Here is a 16,679-nt window from a genome sequence, read left to right as displayed (position 1 = left end):
CGAGGGCTAGTTAACGATAACGTCGGGTTCCTCTTCGCGTGCGAGGTCCTCCTCGTCGTCGCTGGTGTACTTTTTCGCGGCGACGCCGATCGCGACCAGCACGGCGAGCGCGACGAGCGCTCCGACGGGGCTTCGGCGGCCGGAGTCCTCGTCCGCGGCGGCGGCGTCCTCGTCCTCCTCGACCGATTCGGTCTCCTCCGTCTCGGCGTCGGTTCCGCCGAACGGGAGCGCGCCGCCGATCGTTCCGGGGCCGAACTGGGTGTCGCCGTCCAGGTGCAACTCGATGAGCGTGAATTTCCGGTCTCCCATACCTAGAACCTCCACGAGCGCGCACTTAGCCGTTTGGTTAGCTACAGGATACTGCAAGACGCAGCCGGGACGGTCGCGGCGTGTGAAATCGAGATCGATTCTGACTCACGACCGGTACGATTAAGTAGCCATCAACTGCCGTCTTTCGTATGAGTGGACGACCGCTGGACGTCCTCGAGGCGTCGCTCGGTGACCGCGTCACGGTACGACTCAAAAGTGGTGACGAGTACATCGGCGATCTCGCCGGCTACGATCAGCACATGAATCTCGTCTTAGAGGACGTGACGATTCCGGTAGACGGCGGGGTCGAAGAGGAGGCACCGGTTCAAGACACAACGATTATACGCGGCGATAACGTCGTGTCGATCACTCCATGACTGGCGCAGGAACCCCAAGCCAAGGAAAGAAGAACAAGACGACGCACGTCAAGTGTCGTCGCTGCGGAGAGAAATCGTACCACACGAAGAAGAAGGCCTGCTCGTCGTGCGGCTTCGGTAAATCCGCCAAGCGCCGCGACTACGAGTGGCAGTCCAAAGCCGGCGACAACTGAATTCTTCTCGCTTCCACGCTTTCCCCTCCGACGAGCCCCGCGGCTGCACGCCGCGGCGGCCGACCCGCTCCTCGCGGTCCCCGGATCGGGCTGGATGCGATCGGTGTTCCGATCGCCGAACGTATCCGAGATCGAGATCGTCGTTTTGTCCTATTCGACCGCGAGCGGGCCGAACGGCGCCGCTAGCGAAGCCTTATATCCCTATCAGGTCTATACTATCCGACCACGCCGCGAGCAGCGGCAGTCGGTCGAGGACGATACAATGTTGGCAGAATCGGTAACCTACCTGAAGAACAGCGACCACGTGTGGAGGACGAGCATCATCGGAGGAGTGTTACTCCTCCTGGGCTTCCTGTTTATCCCCCTCTTTCTGGTCTGGGGATACGTCGTCCGGGTGCTCGATCGGACGGCGCGCGGCGACGACGATGCCCCGGAATTCGACGACTGGGGCGACCTGCTGGTCGACGGCGTGAAGGCGTTCGCGATCACGCTCGTCTACGTGCTCGTCCCCTCGATCCTCGGGGGTGTGGTGTTCGGCGGTATCTGGACCGCCACCGACGGGAATCCCGGGACGATCGCCAGTATCGTCCTCGCGATCGGCGGCCTCCTCACCGTCGCGGCGTTCGTCGCGGCGGCGTACGTCATGCCCGCCGCGCTCACCAACTTCGCGACCGACCGACGGATCGGCGCCGGCTTCGACTTCGAGACGCTCCGACCGACCCTCTCGTCGGGGACCTATGCCGTGGGCTGGCTCACGGCGGTCGGGATCATCCTCGTCGGAACGATCGTCTCGGGGCTGCTCAACGCGATCCCGTACGTCGGCACCGTGGCAGGTGGGATCATCTCGTTCTACGCCCTGGTGGCGGCGTACTACGTGATCGGCCACGCGTGGTTCGATCTCCACCCCGTCTCGGTCGACGAGCGCAGGGACGGCCCGTCCGACGAACAACCCGCGGTCTAATTCGACGCCCTTTTTGCGACGCTTCGGTCCATCCCGCCGATGGACAGCCATTAGTCCCGCGCCGCGAACACACGGGTATGGAAACGACAGCCGCCTTCACCGGTCTGGAGTGTCGCGATTGCGGCGCCGCGTTCGACGCCGGCGAGGCGACCCACCAGTGTCCGGACTGCGAGGGCGTCCTCGACCCGGCCTACGACTACGACGCGATCGACCTCGATCGGGAGGCGCTCGCGAGCCGGCCGTTCGACTCGCTGTGGCGCTACGAGGAGCTCCTGCCTTTCTCCCGCGAGTCGGCGGTCACGATGGGCGAGGGCGCGACCCCGCTGGTCGACTGCCCGAAACTGGCCGCCGAACTCGGCGTCGAGCGCGTTCTGGTCAAGGACGAGGGGCGGAACCCGACGGGGACGTTCAAGGATCGCGGGCAAACCCTCGCCGTGACGGCGGCCGCCCAGCACGGCGCGACCGACGTCGCCCTCGCGTCGGCGGGCAACGCCGGCCAGGCGGCCGCGGCCTACGCCGGTCGCGCGGGACTGGACTCACACGTCTACCTTCCCGCCCGATCGGGCTTTACGAACAAGGCGATGGTCAACGTCCACGGCGGCGACATGACCGTCGTCGGCGGTCGGATCGGCGAGGCCGCCGCGGCGTACGAGGAAGGCCTCGCGGAAAACGAGGACTGGTACTCCCTCCAGACGTTCGTCACGCCCTACCGTCACGAGGGCAAGAAGACGATGTACTACGAGATCGTCGAGCAACTCGACTGGGCGGTCCCCGACGCGATCTGCTACCCGACGGGCGGCGGCGTGGGCCTCGTCGGCATGTACAAGGCGGCGAACGAATTCCGCGACCTCGGCCTGGTCGACGATCGTCCGGCCTTCTACGCGGCCCAGGCGTCGGGCTGTGCGCCGATCGTCGACGCCTACGAGAGCGATCGCGACGTCCACGAGCCGGTGGAGAGCCCCGACACCATCTGCGGCGGCATCGAAATTCCCGATCCCGGCGCGAGTCCGTGGATCCTCGAGGCGATCCGCGAAACCGGCGGCGGCGCGGTCGCGACGGACGATCCGGACATCCTCGACGCCGCGATCCAGGTCGCCCAGCACGAGGGCCTGGAGATGGCACCGACCTGCGCCGCGGCGGCCAGCGGGGCCTGGGAACTCGCCGAGCGGGGCGCATTCGACGGCGACGAGACGATCGTCATCCTGAACACCGGCACCGGGAACAAGGAGGCGGACGTGTTGCGCAGTCACCTGATGAGCCAGGGGATCTAGGCGGTCGACTCGCCCCGAGTACGACCGTCGGGTTGAGAGCGAGTCGCACACCGAGCGAACACTTTTGATCACGCATCCAACACGTTTCGTATGGAGACGTCCGACTACTACGACGACATCGCGGCGTTCTACGACGCTGCGTACCAGCAGCAGGCAAGCGTCGAGGGGGATCTGGAGTTCTACCGCGACCTCGCGATCGAGGCCGACAGTCCGGTTCTCGAGGTCGGCTGCGGCACCGGCCGGATCTACCTCGAGTTGCTCCGCGCCGGGGTCGACGCGGACGGCATCGACGTCTCGGACGGAATGCTCGCGACCCTCCGCGAGAACGCGGCTGCGGAGGATCTCGACCCGAGCGTCCGGAACGCCGACGTGACGTCGTTTCGGTCGGACCGCGAGTACGCGCTCGCGATCGTCCCCTTCCGCGCGTTTCTCCACTTGCTGACGGTCGACGACCAGTTGGCGGCGCTCGAACGGATCCACGACGCGCTCGCTCCCGGCGGGCGGCTCGTCCTCAACGTCTTCACGCCGAACTTCGACGTGATCTGCGAGCGGTACGGCGAGTGGGAGGAGACCGAGGTGACCGTCGCGGGCGAGACGTACGCGCATCGAACGGTGACGGAACTGGCCGACGAGGTCGAGCAGACCGCGCGCATCCACTCTGCGGTGTTCGACGCCGACGGCGAGCGGGTTCTCGAGCGCGAGGTGTCGATCGCCCTGCTCTCGAAACAGGAGTTCGAACTGCTCTTCCGGTTGTCGCCGTTCTCGTCGTGGGACGTGTCCGGTGACTTCGAGGGTGCGCCGCTCGTGGAAGCGACCCAGGAGATGGTCTGGATCGCCGAGCGGTAAGTCACGCACGATCGGGGGATGCGACCGATCGCAATCGGACGGCGCCCCGTCAACGGCGCGATCATTCGAGGCGTGAATCGGCCGATTCCGGTCGTATTACCCCGTTATTCCGACGGAATGCCGTTCCGTAGCGCTTTTGGCCGTTACAGAGAAAGCGGGGGGTATGACTGCGCCTTGGGACGACTGGAACCACATTCTCAAACTCGATCCCGACAAGGATCTTCCCGAGGGGATCACCTACGGCGATCTCTGTGCGACCGGCACCGACGCGATCGAGGTCGGCGGCACGATGGGGATGACCGAGGAGAACATGACGGCGGTCATTGAGGCCTGCGCGAAACACGACGTCCCGCTCTACCAGGAGCCGTCGAATCCCAGCGTCGTCGTCGAGACGGACGCGCTCGAAGGGTACCTCGTCCCGACCGTGTTCAACGCCGGCTCGCCGTTCTGGATCACGGAAGCCCACAAGGAGTGGGTCCGCATCGAGGGCGACCTCGACTGGGAGCGGACGACGCTCGAGGCCTACATCGTGATGAACCCCGAGGCTGACGTCGCGACGCTGACGGAGGCCAACTGCGATCTCGGCGCCGACGACGTCGCCGCCTACGCGACGATCGCGGAGCGAATGTTCGGCCAGGAGATCGTCTACGTCGAGTACTCCGGGATGCTCGGCGACGAGGAAGTGGTCGCGGCGGCGGGCGACGCCGTCGACGAGTCCACGCTGTTTTACGGCGGCGGCATCCGCGACTACGACTCGGCGTATCTGATGGCCCAACACGCCGACGTCATCGTCGTCGGCGACCTCGCGCACGACGAGGGCGTCGAGGCGGTCCGCGAGACCGTCGAAGCTGCGAACGACGCCTGAGAAGGCGTTCGCCGCTCCCGAACACTCCGGCGGCGCAGAGCGCGACCGGAACGGAATTGGAGACTTCTCGGACGGGCGCTGGCGCCGCGTCTCGTCCGTCATTCTTATACGGAACAACGGTCTTCCACCGGTGATGGTATCAGCCACCCCGCACGACAGTGACGGATCGCTGTCGACAGCGCTGGATTCGCTCTTCGAACCGCGATCGTCGGCGGTCCACGACCCGACCGCGCGCTTTACGCACGGTGGAACCCGGATCGCCGTGGACGGCGACGGTGACGCGGCCGTCAAACGGTGTTCGTGAGTATCGCCGATGAAGTTCTGCCACAACTGCGACTGGTTCGCGGACGGCGACACCGAACGGGAACGGTCGAAACTGGCCCTCGATCACTTCGTCGAAACCGGCCACTCGATCGATTCGAGCGACTCCGTCGGCAGACCGACGCCGCCGTCGATCTGCGAAGAACTCCTCGTTCGGGAACTCGTGAGGGCGGCCAGCGCGGCGGACTGACCGTCCGACGCTTCGAACCGCGTTGGAATTTTTCGCGCGAGGCTACCGACCGAGTCGTTACGTCACTCTCGAAACCGAGCGCCGACGGCTATCCCGACGCGGCGAGATCGCGAAGCCGCGGCAGTACCTCGGTGACGTCCTCGCGGCAAACGACGTCGGCGACGCCGTCGCAGGGCGTGGACTCGAGATTGACGATTCCGACAGTCGCTCCCGACGAGGCGGCCAGTCGGGGCAGCGACGCCGCGGGTTCGACGGCGAGCGAGGACCCGATCGCCAGGAAGACGTCGCTCTCGCGAGCGAGCGATCGGGCGCGCTGGATGACGGCGCCGGGGAGCTGTTCGCCGAAGAGGACGACGTCGGGTTTGTAGACGCCGCCGCAGTCGCAGGTCGGCGGCCGCTCGCCGTCGGCCGCGCGATCGAAGATCGGCTCGGCCTCCGTGCGGTTTCCGCAGTCGGTACAGCGCACCCGCCGGGCGTTACCGTGGAGTTCGAGGATCGTCGCGTCGGCGGCGTCCGTGATCCCGTCCGCGGGGGAGTCGTCGCCGACGAACGCCGCGTCCCGGTGCAAGCCGTCCGTGTTCTGCGTGAGAATCGCGTCGAGGTGACCGTCCCGAGCCAGCGCCGCGAGGGCGTCGTGCGCCGCGTTCGGTTCGAACTCGCCGCCGAACATCTCGCGGTGCAGTTCGAGCCGATCGGCCCAAAAGCCCGCGGGATCGGACCGGAATCGCCCGTAAGTGAACTGTCCCTCGTCGAAGCGCTTCCAGACGCCGTCGTCACCCCGGAACGTCGGGATGCCCGAGGGGGCTGAGATGCCAGCACCGGTGAGGGCGATCGCCGTCTCCGCGTTCCCGAAGTCCGAGGCGAGTCGATCGAGTTCGGTCACAGTGGACGATCGGACGCCAGTACACTAATTCCTCGCGTATCACGAACGCCGATGCTGCCGAAATCCGGTTCCTTCGACACGTTCTCGGTAGCGACACGGTGGACAGGCACCTGTGTAACGGTTGGATCGGACAGCTGTTCGACGCTCGTCAAAATCGGCACGCTGAATGCGGATGCCGAGTTCAGCGCGGATGGCGACGGTAGTTCTCGCGGTGGACGGTGATCACGGGATGGTATTCCCCGGTTCAACAATGGCCAAGGTTAAGAATCCTCGGCGATTATCCTGGTAGAGTGAGTAACGAAACCGAGCGCAGCACCCAACGGAACCAACTGTGCCACGATCGGGAGCAGGAGTCGTTGCGTCAGGGCTCGGAGTTTCGTGGGCCGGTCGAATCACACGACGGCCACGCCCATTCGAACGACCATTTCGCACTCATCTACGAGAACCGCGAGGACCAGCTTGCGTCCGCGATTCCGTTCATCCGTCAGGGGCTGGAGCGCGGCGAGCGCTGTGTGTACGTCGCCGACGACAACTCTCGAGAGGACGTGCTACGGGCGATGCGGGACTACGGCATCGACGTGGACGCCGCCCTCGAATCGGGCGCACTCTCCGTCCTCACGCCAGCGGACACGTACCGCCGGAACGGCAAGTTCGATCGGGCCGAGATGCTGGAGTTCTGGGAGGAGTCGCTCGAACAGGCGACGGACGAGGGCGATCACACGGGGCTCAGGGCGGCCGCCGAGATGACGTGGGCGCTGGACGGGGACGCCGGTACCGACGAACTAGTCGAATACGAGGCTGTGTTGAATCCGCTCTACGAGGACGAAGACTACGTCGTCATGTGTCAGTACAACCGGGAGCGGTTCCCGGCAGGGGTCATCCACGACGTCATCAAGACTCACCCGTATATTATCTCCGACAGGACCGTCTCCCAGAACTTCTACTACACGCCGCCCGAGAAGTTCTTCGACCCCGAGGAGCCCGAGACGAAGGTCGATCGCATGGTGCAGACGCTACGGGAGCGGACCGAGGTGAAGACGGAACTGAAGGAACGGCAAACGTACCTCGAGCGCATATTCGAGAGCAGTCACGACGCCATCCTGGTCGTCGATCCCGAGGCGGACGAGATCGTCGACGCGAACCCGGCCGCGACCGAGATGCTCGGTTACGCGCGCGAGGAATTGCTGGCCCTCGCTCCCTCCGATATCCACCCCGACGAACTCGACAGGTTCCGAGAGTTCGTTGAAGCGGTGTTCGAGAACGGTACCGGGTGGATCGATGAACTCACGTGTCGCACGAACGATCGCGGCGAGATTCCGACGGAGATCTCCGCGTCGCATATGGTTCACAACGGCCGTTCAGTCATGCTCGCGGTGGTCCGCGATACGAGCGAGCGCAAGAAATGGGAACACGCACAGCGGAGATTGTACGAGATCACGTCCGACCCCGACCGCACGTTCGAGGAGAAGCTCCAGGCGTTGTTCGATCTCGGCTGTGAACGGTTCGATATGGAACTCGCCGGTATCGCCGTTGCCGAGCCGTCGACCGACCGATTCGAGGTAGAGACGATGAACGGTGAGCACGACTACCTCGTTCCGGGCGAATCGTATCCGCTTTCCGAAACGTACTGCAGCGTGCCCGCGAGCGAGGGGGGAACGTGTGCGATCACCGATCCCGCAGGCGACAGGTTCGAGGGCAAACTGTGCTACGACCAGTTCGGCGTCCGAACGTACCTCGGAACGCACCTCGAGTTCGAGGACGACGCCAACCGGACGTTCTGGTTCGTGTCGACCGAACCGAGAGCGGACGGGTTCTCGGGGGTCGAACGGACGTTCCAGCACCTGATGGGCCAGTGGGTGAAGTACGAACTCGAGCGCCGCCAGCGCGAGCGAGAACTGCGCGAGCAGACGGAACATCTGAGCGCGCTCGTCGAGACGGCGCCCGAATGCATCAAAACCGTCGCCCCGGACGGTACCTTACTCCAGATGAACGCCGCCGGGCTGGACATGGTGGAAGCCGACGCGGAATCGGACGTAACCGGCGAATGCGTCTACGATCTGATCGCCCCCAAGCACCGCGAGCGGTTCCGCGAGTTCAACGAGCGGATCTGTCGCGGTGAACGCGGGACGCTGGAGTTCGACGTCGTCGGGTTGGAGGGCACTCGCCGACACATGGAAACGCACGCGGCGCCGCTCCGCCGTCCCGACGGGACGATCGCCCACGTGGCGCTGACGCGCGACATCACCGAACAGGTCGAACGCGAGCGGGAACTCGAACGGGTGCTCGACCTGCTCGAGAAGACCGAACGGATCGCGGACGTCGGCGGCTGGGAGATCGACACGGAGACGACGGAGGTGTTCTGGTCCGACCACATCTTCGAACTCCTCGAGGCGGATTCCGACGAGGAACCGCCGCTTTCCGAGGCGCTCGAGATGTACCACGAGGAGGACAAGCCGATCGTCGAAGCGGCGATCGAGAACGCGCTCGACTCCGGCGACCCCTTCGACGTCGAGGTGCGCCTCCGTACGGCGATCGGTGACGAGGTGCGCTGGCTTCGGGTGCAGGGCGTCCCGGAGACCGTCGACGGCGACGCCGTATCGCTCCGCGGGGCGGCCCAAGATATCACCGAGCGCAAACGGCGCGAGCAGCGACTCGAAACGGTGATCGACAGACTCGAGGCGTCGAACGAACGGCTCGAACAATTCGCGTACGCCGCATCCCACGACTTACAGGAGCCGTTGCGGATGGTCTCGAGCTACCTCCAGCTCCTCGAATGCCGGTACGAGGACGTCCTCGACGAGGAGGGCGAGGAATTCCTCGAGTTTGCCGTGGACGGTGCTGATCGGATGCGCGAGATGATCAAGGGGCTACTCGCCTACTCGCGCGTCGAAACGCAGGGCGATCCGCTCGAACCCGTGGGCCTCGATACCGTCTTCGACGACGTGCTGACGGACCTCCAGGTCCAGATCGCGGAGAGCGACGCCGAGATTTCCGGCGACGACCTCCCCCGCGTCGAGGGAGATCCGAGCCAGCTCCGTCAAGTGTTCCAGAACTTGCTCGAGAACGCGATCACGTACAGCGGGGACGAGCCGCCGCGGATCCACGTCTCAGCGGCCAGAGACGGGTCCGAGTGGGTCGTGTCGGTCCGCGACGAGGGGATCGGTATCGATCCCGACGACCAGGATCGAATCTTCGACGTGTTCCAACGACTTCACAGCCGCGACGAGTACGCCGGGACCGGCATCGGGCTCTCGTTGTGCGAGCGGATCATCGAGCGTCACAACGGGGAGATCTGGATCGACTCCGAGCCCGGCGAGGGAACGACGGTCTCGGTTACGCTTCCAGCAGCGCGAAATCGCGATCGATGAAGCGGCTGTGCTGACCGGTTCGTTCCGCGCGGGGTAAGACGGTGTTCGCCGTCGCTCAGCGCGAACGATTGCGCTTAAGTTCCGGCGACGGGAATCGGGGGGTATGCAGGATAGAACCTACACTGCCGACGCCGAGCCCGGCGACGACGTGACCGTCGCCGGCTGGGTCCACGAGATCCGCGACCTCGGCGGCATCGCCTTCCTGATCCTCCGCGATACGACCGGCAAGATCCAGATCAAGTTCGAGAAAGAGGAGATGGACGAGGATCTGGTCGAGACGGGGCTGGGCGTCTCCCGCGAGAGCGTCGTGACGGTCTCCGGGAGCGTCGAGGAGGAACCCCGCGCGCCGACGGGCGTCGAGATCACGCCCGAGGACGTCGAGGTCGTCGCCCCCGCCGACCCCGAACTGCCGCTGGACCCCTCGGGGAAGGTCGACGCCGACATCTCGACGCGGCTCGACAACCGCACGCTCGACCTCCGCAAAGAGGACGTGCAGGCGATCTTCGAGATCCGATCGGAGATCCTGCGCGCCGTCCGCGATCGGTTCCGCGAGTTCCGCTGTACCGAGATCACCACGCCGAAGATCGTCGCCACGGGTACCGAGGGCGGTACGGAACTCTTCCCGATCACCTACTTCGGCGAGGAGGCCTTTATGAACCAGTCGCCGCAGCTGTTCAAGCAGCTGATCGCCGGCTCGAACGTCGAGCGGGTCTTCGAGATCGGCCCGATCTTCCGCGCGGAGGAGCACAACACGCCCCGACACCTCAACGAGGCGACCTCGATCGACTTCGAGGGCGCGTTCTGCAGCGAGAGCGACGCGATGGACGTCGCCGAAGGCATCGTCAAAGCCGCGTACGAGGCCGTCAACGAGAACTGCAGCGAGGAACTCGAGGCGCTCGGTCTCGAGGACGAGTTCGAGGTTCCCGAGGGCGAGTTCCCCCGCATTAGTTACGAGGAGGCGATCGAGCGGATCAACGCGACGGGCGAACTCGACGAGCAGCTCGTCTGGGGCGATGACCTCCCGACGGAGGGCGAGAAGGCCCTCGGCGAGGACGTCGGCAGCCACTACTTCATCACCGACTGGCCCAGCGAGATCAAACCGTTCTACATCAAGGACCACGACGACGATCCGGACCTCTCGACCGGCTTCGACTTGATGCACCCGCGCATGGAACTGGTCTCGGGCGGCCAGCGCGAACACCGCCACGAGAAGCTGATCGAGGGCTTCAAACAGCAGGGTCTCGATCCCGATCAGTTCGAGTACTACACGAAGATGTTCAAGTACGGCATGCCGCCCCACGCCGGCTTCGGCCTCGGCGGCGAGCGCCTGATCATGACGATCCTCGGCCTGGAGAACATCCGCGAAGCCGTGCTCTTCCCGCGGGATCGCCAACGTCTGAGCCCGTAGGCGAAGACGTTGGGGGCCAGCAAGACTCGAACGTTGTGAGAGCCTTGCCGGACCGACAGCGCCTGTCGCCGTAAGGCGACGGCGCAACTGTCGAGTGGGAGCTCGCGAGATCGCCAGAGACTGCGCCCGTACCCGACGCTCGCCGATCGGGCTCGACCGGACCGATTCGACCGACTTCTCACGCCGTTCGGTTCGATACTCGACAGCCGTCGCTCCGCTCGGGGCCGGGGAACTAGCGGTACGAGGCGAATGCCGGCGATCCGGTCACAGCCGTTCGCGTTCGACAACAGTTCCGTCCGCGCCCACGGCGACCGATCGGTCGGCGCCGATCGCGACGCCGTGCAGGGGCCCGTTCGCGCCCGTGAGCGTTCGCTCCCAGTCGGCCGTCGGACCAGAACGATCGTAGACGGCACCCGCGTCGCCGATCGTGGCGAGTCGGTCGTCGTACCGGGCGAGGGCCGAGAGGGACCCGTCGGTGACGCGCTCGGGCGTCCACGTCTCGCCGTCGAATCGGTGGACGACGCCCGCATCTGTACTCACGTAGCAGCCCCGCTCATCACCCGTGACGTCGGTGAGCGTGCCGTCGACGCCGTCGACACCGATCGCGTCGAACGTTCGACCGCCGTCGTCGGTCCGGAAGACGCCGGCGTTCGTGTCGCAGCAGTAGCCGATCTCGGCGTCGAATAGCGCGACGCCGCTCACGCTGGAACCGCCGCCCGGCGTGGCGGGGCCCTCCCACGCGAGATCGCCGTCGCGATACCGGCCGCGGATCACCTCGCCCGACCCGTTCGTCAGGAGGATCGTCTCGTCGCCGGCCGCGCCCGCGACGGCCAGACCGGTCAGGTTGTCGGTCCGATCGTTCGGCGCGGAGTAGTCCGCGTGCCGTTCCGTCTCGACCTCGATCCGTCCGACGGCGCCGCCGTCGCCGGCAACCCAGACGATCTCGCCGTCGCCGGTCGCGTCGATCGCGCGGAGGTCCTGACCCTGCGCGCTCGGTCCGTCGATAAGAACGTGGCTCCACTCGTCGCCGCGGGACGCGAGGACCACGCCGCCCGTTCCGGCGGCGACCACCGTTTCGTCCGCGATCGCGGCGTCGAAGAGCGTCGCGTCGGTCGGCGACTCGACGGACCGCCAGCGCGGTTCCCGTTCGGGTTCCGATCCCGGGTCGTCGCCTGTCGCGTCGGACTCCGGTTTCTTCCGGGTGTCGGTGCCGCTCGTGCGACCGGCGACCGATACCGACGCCGATCGGCGCCCGGATTCGGCGGATTCTCCGCTCGAATCGGGTGTCGTCCGTGTGCCGTCGCGGCCCGACCCTGAGTCGGAACCGGCGCTCGAATTGGACCGATCGGCCTCGGCCAGTGCGGCGTCGGTCGGTGAGCGGGATCCGGTGGGTACCGGGTCGTCGCGGCCGCGCGTACGCGAGAAATAAAGCACGATCGGCGGGACGACGTAACTGGCGATCGCCAGCACGACGAAGCCCCGGTGGACGGTCGCGAGCACGCCGAACGCCGTAAGTCCGGCCGCCGCGACGGCGTGCATCCACGTCTTCGTGTACCGCCTGAAGAACGCGCCGAAGCCGTCCGGATCGGATCGAGTTGCCATGCCGCCAGTCGTCCGAACTGGGGTTTCCGGGCGGAAAAGCCGCGACCCTGTGTGTGCCAGAGGTGGTCGTTCACCGGAGCGAACCTGTAAGGTTATATCGGGCGAGGCGCAAGCGGAGCCTAATGCGCGAGGAGGCGACGGCGTTCGTCCCGGGGCACATCACCGGCTTCTTCAGCGCCCACCCGGACGACGATCCGACGAAGGCGGGGTCCCGAGGTGCAGGACTGACGCTCACCGACGGCGTCGAGGTCACCGTCGAACCGGCGGTCAGGGCGGAGTCGACGATCGTCCTCGACGGCGAGGAGATCGAGATCGATCCGGTGACGACCGTACTCGAGACGCTCGACGCGCCCGCTCGCGTCGAGGCCGAGTCTGATCTGCCGATCGGCGCCGGATTCGGCGTCTCGGGGGCGATGGCGCTGGGGACGGCGCTCGCGGCCAATCACGTTTTCGAGCGAAAGCTCTCGGAAAACGAACTCGTGACGATCGCCCACGGGGCGGAAGTCCAGGCGGGGACCGGGCTGGGAGACGTGGTCGCACAGGCTCACGGCGGCATCCCGATTCGCCTCGAGCCGGGCGGACCGCAGACCAACACGCTCGACGCGATTCCCGCGCGCGCCCGAGTCGAGTACGTCACGTTCGGCCAGCTCTCGACGGCCGAGGTGCTCTCCGGCGAGACGGATCGGTTGTCGGCCGCCGGAACGGAGGCACTCTCGCGGATCGTCGAGGAACCCACGCTCCGCTCGTTCATGTACGCCTCCCGGCGGTTCGCGCGCGAGACCGGACTGCTGACCGAGGACGTCAAGGGAACGATCGAGGACGTGATCGCGGTTGACGGGCAGGCGTCGATGGCGATGCTCGGCGAGACGGTGTTCGCGCTCGGGACGGGACTCTCGGACGCCGGCTACGACCCGTGCGTCTGTGCGACCCACCCGGCCGGCGCGCTTCTCAGGTGAGGCGATCGATCGGGGACCGCGACACCGATCTCGCGTTCCCGAATCTACTTCTCGAGCGATCGATGTGCAGACGGACTGAAACCAACTCGCTCGATCGTCCCGCGATTCGATCGAAAATGGTGGACATGGGCCCGAAGACGCGGTTTCTTCTAACTTTCACGGGATGTGACAAAAATGCGTATAATAGCCGTAAATTTATTATAGTTCGATCTAGTTATCCGGTCAAGTTTGAAAAATGTCTTTCAGCAGCGACCTTCACCAAAACCTGTTTCAGCTGTACGAACGCTACGTCGGCGAACCGAACTCGAGAAAGGACGTCTACGGCTACTGGGTGTTTATCCTCGGCTACGTCGTCGGTGCCGCGGGCGTGTTCACATTCGTGGTCGGCTACGCGGGTGACACCGGGTCCTATACGTTAATCAGGATCTCCGGGGTCGTCGCCGCGACGGGCCTTACGCTCTGCCTGTTCGGCATCGTCCTGATGCTGCCGGTTCGCAAACGGGGGATACAGGCGAGCGTCGTCGGCCTAGCGATCTCGCTCGCCGGCGTCGTCTTCTTCGGCTACGCCTATCCGAACAACTGGCGCGGCTTCGGGGTCGACTACAGCGTCGAGGTGATCGTGACGTACACGGCCGGGATCGGAATCATCGCGGGCGTGACCGCGCTCGTGCCCATCCTCACGGGGCAGAAAGGGATGTTCGTCGAGGAGGAGGGAGCGACCGAGGATCCGCCGATTCTCACTGGCGATGCGACCGAAGGGGCGCAGTTCGCGGTCTTCCGCGACGAGCACGGCGACTGGACGTGGAACGTCCTCCACCTCGAAGCACTCGCGGGAAGCGACGACAGCGCCGTCACGCGCCCCGAAGCCAAAGAGGGGATCGAGCGCGTCAAGTCCCAGATTAGCTCCGCCGGGCTGATGGAACTCACGACGTCGGCGTTTCGCCTCTACGAGGACCGCGACGGAACCTGGCAGTGGGCGCTCGCCCGGGACGACGGCAGCATCGTCGGTACCTGCGCCGGCCAGTTCGACGAGCGCGACGAGGCCGAGAACTCGGTGAGTTTCCTGAAAGACCGCGGTCCCAAGGCCGACGTGATCGAGATCGAGGATGCGGCGTTCACCTACACCGAGGAGCGCGATCGGTGGTACTGGAAGCTGATCGACGACGAGCGGACGCCCCTCGCGGCCGGCGAGGACGGCCACCAAACCCAGGAGCGCGCCGAGGAGGCCGCCCGGACGTTCGCCGAACGGTTCGATCGGGCTCGACTGCTCGATATCGAACACGTCGGGGTCGAACTCTACGAGCGCGATGGCGGCTGGACGTGGCGATTCGTCGACGATGCGGACGCGGTCGTCGCGACTGCCGAGGACACGTACGGATCGCGTCGGGACGCAGAGGAAGCCGCCGAAGCGTTACTGCCGGAACTCGAATCGGCCGCGGTCACCGTCGCCGGCGAACCGACCTACGAACACTACCAGTCCGGCGAGGAGTGGCGGTGGCGACTCGTCGACGAGGCCGAGCACGTCATCGCCCGGAGCCTCGACGGCGTGACCGATCACGCCGACTCGGAGCGGAGTACCGAGGCCTTCCAGGCGAACGCGCGCGACGCGGACGTCGTCGAAATCGAGGACGCGGAGTACGAGGTCTTCCCCTCGGGGTGGGAGCTCACGTACGACGAGACCGACGACCTGCCGGCGAAGGCGGGCGAACAGGCGGTCTCGACCGACGGCGGAACGGTCGCCGAAGCCGGCGACGGTGACGCGCCGCCCGAGTGGCAGTGGCGACTCGTCACCGACGATCGCGAGATCGTCGCTGCGAGCAACGAACCCCACGAGAGCCCCGAGTCGGCGTCGGCGGCGATCGAACGGGTTCGCGAACAGGCGGCCGAGGCCGACCTGATCGAGTTCGAGAACGCCGCGTTCCAGGTCTACGAGGCCGACGACGGCGAGTGGCGTTGGCGGCTGATCGACGAGGACGGGAATGTGCTCGCCGACAGCGGTCAGGAACACACCTCCCGCAGCGAGGCCGCCCAGGCGATGATGACGCTGAAGGAGGAGGCGCCCGACGCCGAACTGCTCGAGATCGAGACGGCGGCGTTCGAACTGTTCGTCAACGAGGACAACGAGTGGGGCTGGCGACTGATCGACGAAGCCGGAAAACTCGTCGCCGAGGACCCAGCAACCCACCCGACCCGCGGCGCCGCGCGCAAGGCGATGAACCGGTTGCTCGAGCACCTCGACTCGAACATTCGCACGATGGACCGGGCCATCTTCCAGACCTACCCGGCCGAGGAGTGGCACTGGCGGTTCGTCCTGCCGACGGGCGAGACCGTCGCCGTCGAGGGCGAGTCCCATCCGACGCGGGACGAACTGGTCGACAGTCTCGATTCGGTTCGGAACGCCGCGGCGACCGCGAACGACTACACGATCGGCGACGTCGCCGTGCAACTCTACGGCAGCAGCGAGTGGCGCTTCCGACTCCTTGATCGCGACCGCGAGGAGATCGCCGACTCGACCGATTCCTACGCCGACCGCGCGACCGCGTCGGCGACCGTCAACACGCTCACGACGCACGCCGACGAGGCGCCGATCTTCGCGATCGAAGACGCCGTGATTCGCCTCGGCGACGAGGGCGGCTGGAGCTGGGACCTGATCGACCGCGACCGCGAGGTCATCGCGAGCGGGGTCAGCTCCGCGCCGACGAAGGACGACGCCGTCTCGGAGATCGAGACCATCAAACAGCTCGCCTCGATCGCCGGCCGCGTCGACTTCGACGTCGCCTCGTTCGAACTGGTCGCCGACCAGGACGACCACTGGCAGTGGCGGTTGCTCGACAAGGACGGCCGGACCGTCGCGACCGGCACCGAAGTCCACGACTCGAACGCGGCCGCCCGCGATGCGATCGAGAGCGTCCGGTCGCTGATCGAAGCGGCGAGCATCCTCGAGATCGACAGCGTCTCCTTCGAGCTCCACAGCGCCGAGGACGAGGACGGCTGGGTGTGGCAGCTGGTCGATAAGTACGGCTCGACGATGGCCGAGAGCACCCAGACCTACGAGAGCCGGACGGACGCCCGCGAGGCGATGAACGACGTGAAAGCCCACGCCCCCGAGGGCTGGATCACCTTCACGGACTGAGCGTCGGTTCGCGGAC

The 16,679-nt window shown here is 66.0% G+C and carries 15 protein-coding genes; 12 read left to right on the top strand and 3 right to left on the bottom strand.

Features of this window, described 5'->3' with window-relative positions:
* Window positions 1–6 precede the first annotated feature (6 nt).
* Entirely contained in the window at window positions 7–309 is a 303-nt protein-coding gene (locus tag MUH00_RS01875) for a hypothetical protein (protein WP_247002079.1), read from the bottom strand.
* Between the two features lie 149 nt (window positions 310–458).
* Between MUH00_RS01875 and MUH00_RS01870 the strand changes: the two genes are divergently transcribed.
* The 8 genes from MUH00_RS01870 to MUH00_RS01835 all read left to right on the top strand — a co-directional run bounded on the left by MUH00_RS01870 (window position 459) and on the right by MUH00_RS01835 (window position 5,313).
* On the top strand, window positions 459–686 hold the full coding sequence (locus MUH00_RS01870) for an LSM domain-containing protein (RefSeq protein ID WP_247002078.1): 228 nt from the start codon (window positions 459–461) through the stop codon (window positions 684–686).
* Window positions 683–859, top strand: coding sequence for a 50S ribosomal protein L37e (locus tag MUH00_RS01865; protein ID WP_247002077.1), 177 nt, complete (start codon window positions 683–685; stop codon window positions 857–859). The genes MUH00_RS01870 and MUH00_RS01865 overlap by 4 nt, the downstream gene beginning before the upstream one ends.
* 262 nt (window positions 860–1,121) lie before the next feature.
* Window positions 1,122–1,820 carry a DUF4013 domain-containing protein gene (locus MUH00_RS01860; protein ID WP_247002076.1) on the top strand — a complete coding sequence of 233 codons (699 nt, stop codon included), beginning with the start codon at window positions 1,122–1,124 and terminating at the stop codon, window positions 1,818–1,820.
* 77 nt (window positions 1,821–1,897) lie between these two features.
* Window positions 1,898–3,091 (top strand): threonine synthase, encoded by a 1,194-nt coding sequence (locus MUH00_RS01855; RefSeq protein ID WP_247002075.1) that lies wholly within the window; start codon window positions 1,898–1,900, stop codon window positions 3,089–3,091.
* A 90-nt stretch (window positions 3,092–3,181) separates the two neighbouring features.
* Window positions 3,182–3,937 carry a class I SAM-dependent methyltransferase gene (locus tag MUH00_RS01850; protein WP_247002074.1) on the top strand — a complete coding sequence of 252 codons (756 nt, stop codon included), beginning with the start codon at window positions 3,182–3,184 and terminating at the stop codon, window positions 3,935–3,937.
* Between the two features lie 163 nt (window positions 3,938–4,100).
* Complete coding sequence (locus tag MUH00_RS01845) at window positions 4,101–4,802, top strand: phosphoglycerol geranylgeranyltransferase (protein WP_247002073.1); 702 nt, start codon at window positions 4,101–4,103, stop codon at window positions 4,800–4,802.
* 133 nt (window positions 4,803–4,935) lie between these two features.
* Window positions 4,936–5,106, top strand: a complete 171-nt coding sequence (locus tag MUH00_RS01840) for a hypothetical protein (RefSeq protein ID WP_247002072.1) — start codon at window positions 4,936–4,938, stop codon at window positions 5,104–5,106.
* A 9-nt stretch (window positions 5,107–5,115) separates the two neighbouring features.
* A complete protein-coding gene (locus tag MUH00_RS01835; RefSeq protein ID WP_247002071.1) occupies window positions 5,116–5,313 on the top strand; it encodes a hypothetical protein in 198 nt (65 codons plus the stop codon).
* An 88-nt stretch (window positions 5,314–5,401) separates the two neighbouring features.
* Here MUH00_RS01835 and MUH00_RS01830 read toward each other — a convergent pair whose 3' ends face one another.
* A complete protein-coding gene (locus tag MUH00_RS01830) occupies window positions 5,402–6,196 on the bottom strand; it encodes an SIR2 family NAD-dependent protein deacylase (protein WP_247002070.1) in 795 nt (264 codons plus the stop codon).
* 290 nt (window positions 6,197–6,486) lie between these two features.
* Between MUH00_RS01830 and MUH00_RS01825 the strand changes: the two genes are divergently transcribed.
* The gene (locus tag MUH00_RS01825) at window positions 6,487–9,564 is read left to right on the top strand and encodes an MEDS domain-containing protein (protein WP_247002069.1); all 3,078 of its coding nucleotides are present in this window, start codon (window positions 6,487–6,489) and stop codon (window positions 9,562–9,564) included.
* A gap of 103 nt (window positions 9,565–9,667) precedes the next feature.
* Complete coding sequence (gene aspS / locus MUH00_RS01820) at window positions 9,668–10,972, top strand: aspartate--tRNA(Asn) ligase (protein WP_247002068.1); 1,305 nt, start codon at window positions 9,668–9,670, stop codon at window positions 10,970–10,972.
* A 264-nt stretch (window positions 10,973–11,236) separates the two neighbouring features.
* On the opposite strand, the gene MUH00_RS01815 is transcribed toward aspS, so the two are convergent.
* Complete coding sequence (locus MUH00_RS01815) at window positions 11,237–12,574, bottom strand: WD40/YVTN/BNR-like repeat-containing protein (RefSeq protein ID WP_247002067.1); 1,338 nt, start codon at window positions 12,572–12,574, stop codon at window positions 11,237–11,239.
* A 122-nt stretch (window positions 12,575–12,696) separates the two neighbouring features.
* Here MUH00_RS01815 and MUH00_RS01810 point away from each other — a divergent pair, with 122 nt between their 5' ends.
* The gene (locus MUH00_RS01810) at window positions 12,697–13,530 is read left to right on the top strand and encodes a pantoate kinase (protein ID WP_247002066.1); all 834 of its coding nucleotides are present in this window, start codon (window positions 12,697–12,699) and stop codon (window positions 13,528–13,530) included.
* A 235-nt stretch (window positions 13,531–13,765) separates the two neighbouring features.
* Window positions 13,766–16,663 carry a DUF1508 domain-containing protein gene (locus tag MUH00_RS01805; RefSeq protein WP_247002065.1) on the top strand — a complete coding sequence of 966 codons (2,898 nt, stop codon included), beginning with the start codon at window positions 13,766–13,768 and terminating at the stop codon, window positions 16,661–16,663.
* Window positions 16,664–16,679: the final 16 nt, after the last annotated feature.

Origin of the sequence: Halosolutus gelatinilyticus (genome assembly GCF_023028105.1) — an archaeon.
Taxonomy (GTDB): Archaea; Halobacteriota; Halobacteria; order Halobacteriales; family Natrialbaceae; genus Halosolutus; species Halosolutus gelatinilyticus.
Note: the sequence above shows the minus strand (reverse complement) of the source record. Positions and strands in the feature narration are given on the sequence as shown.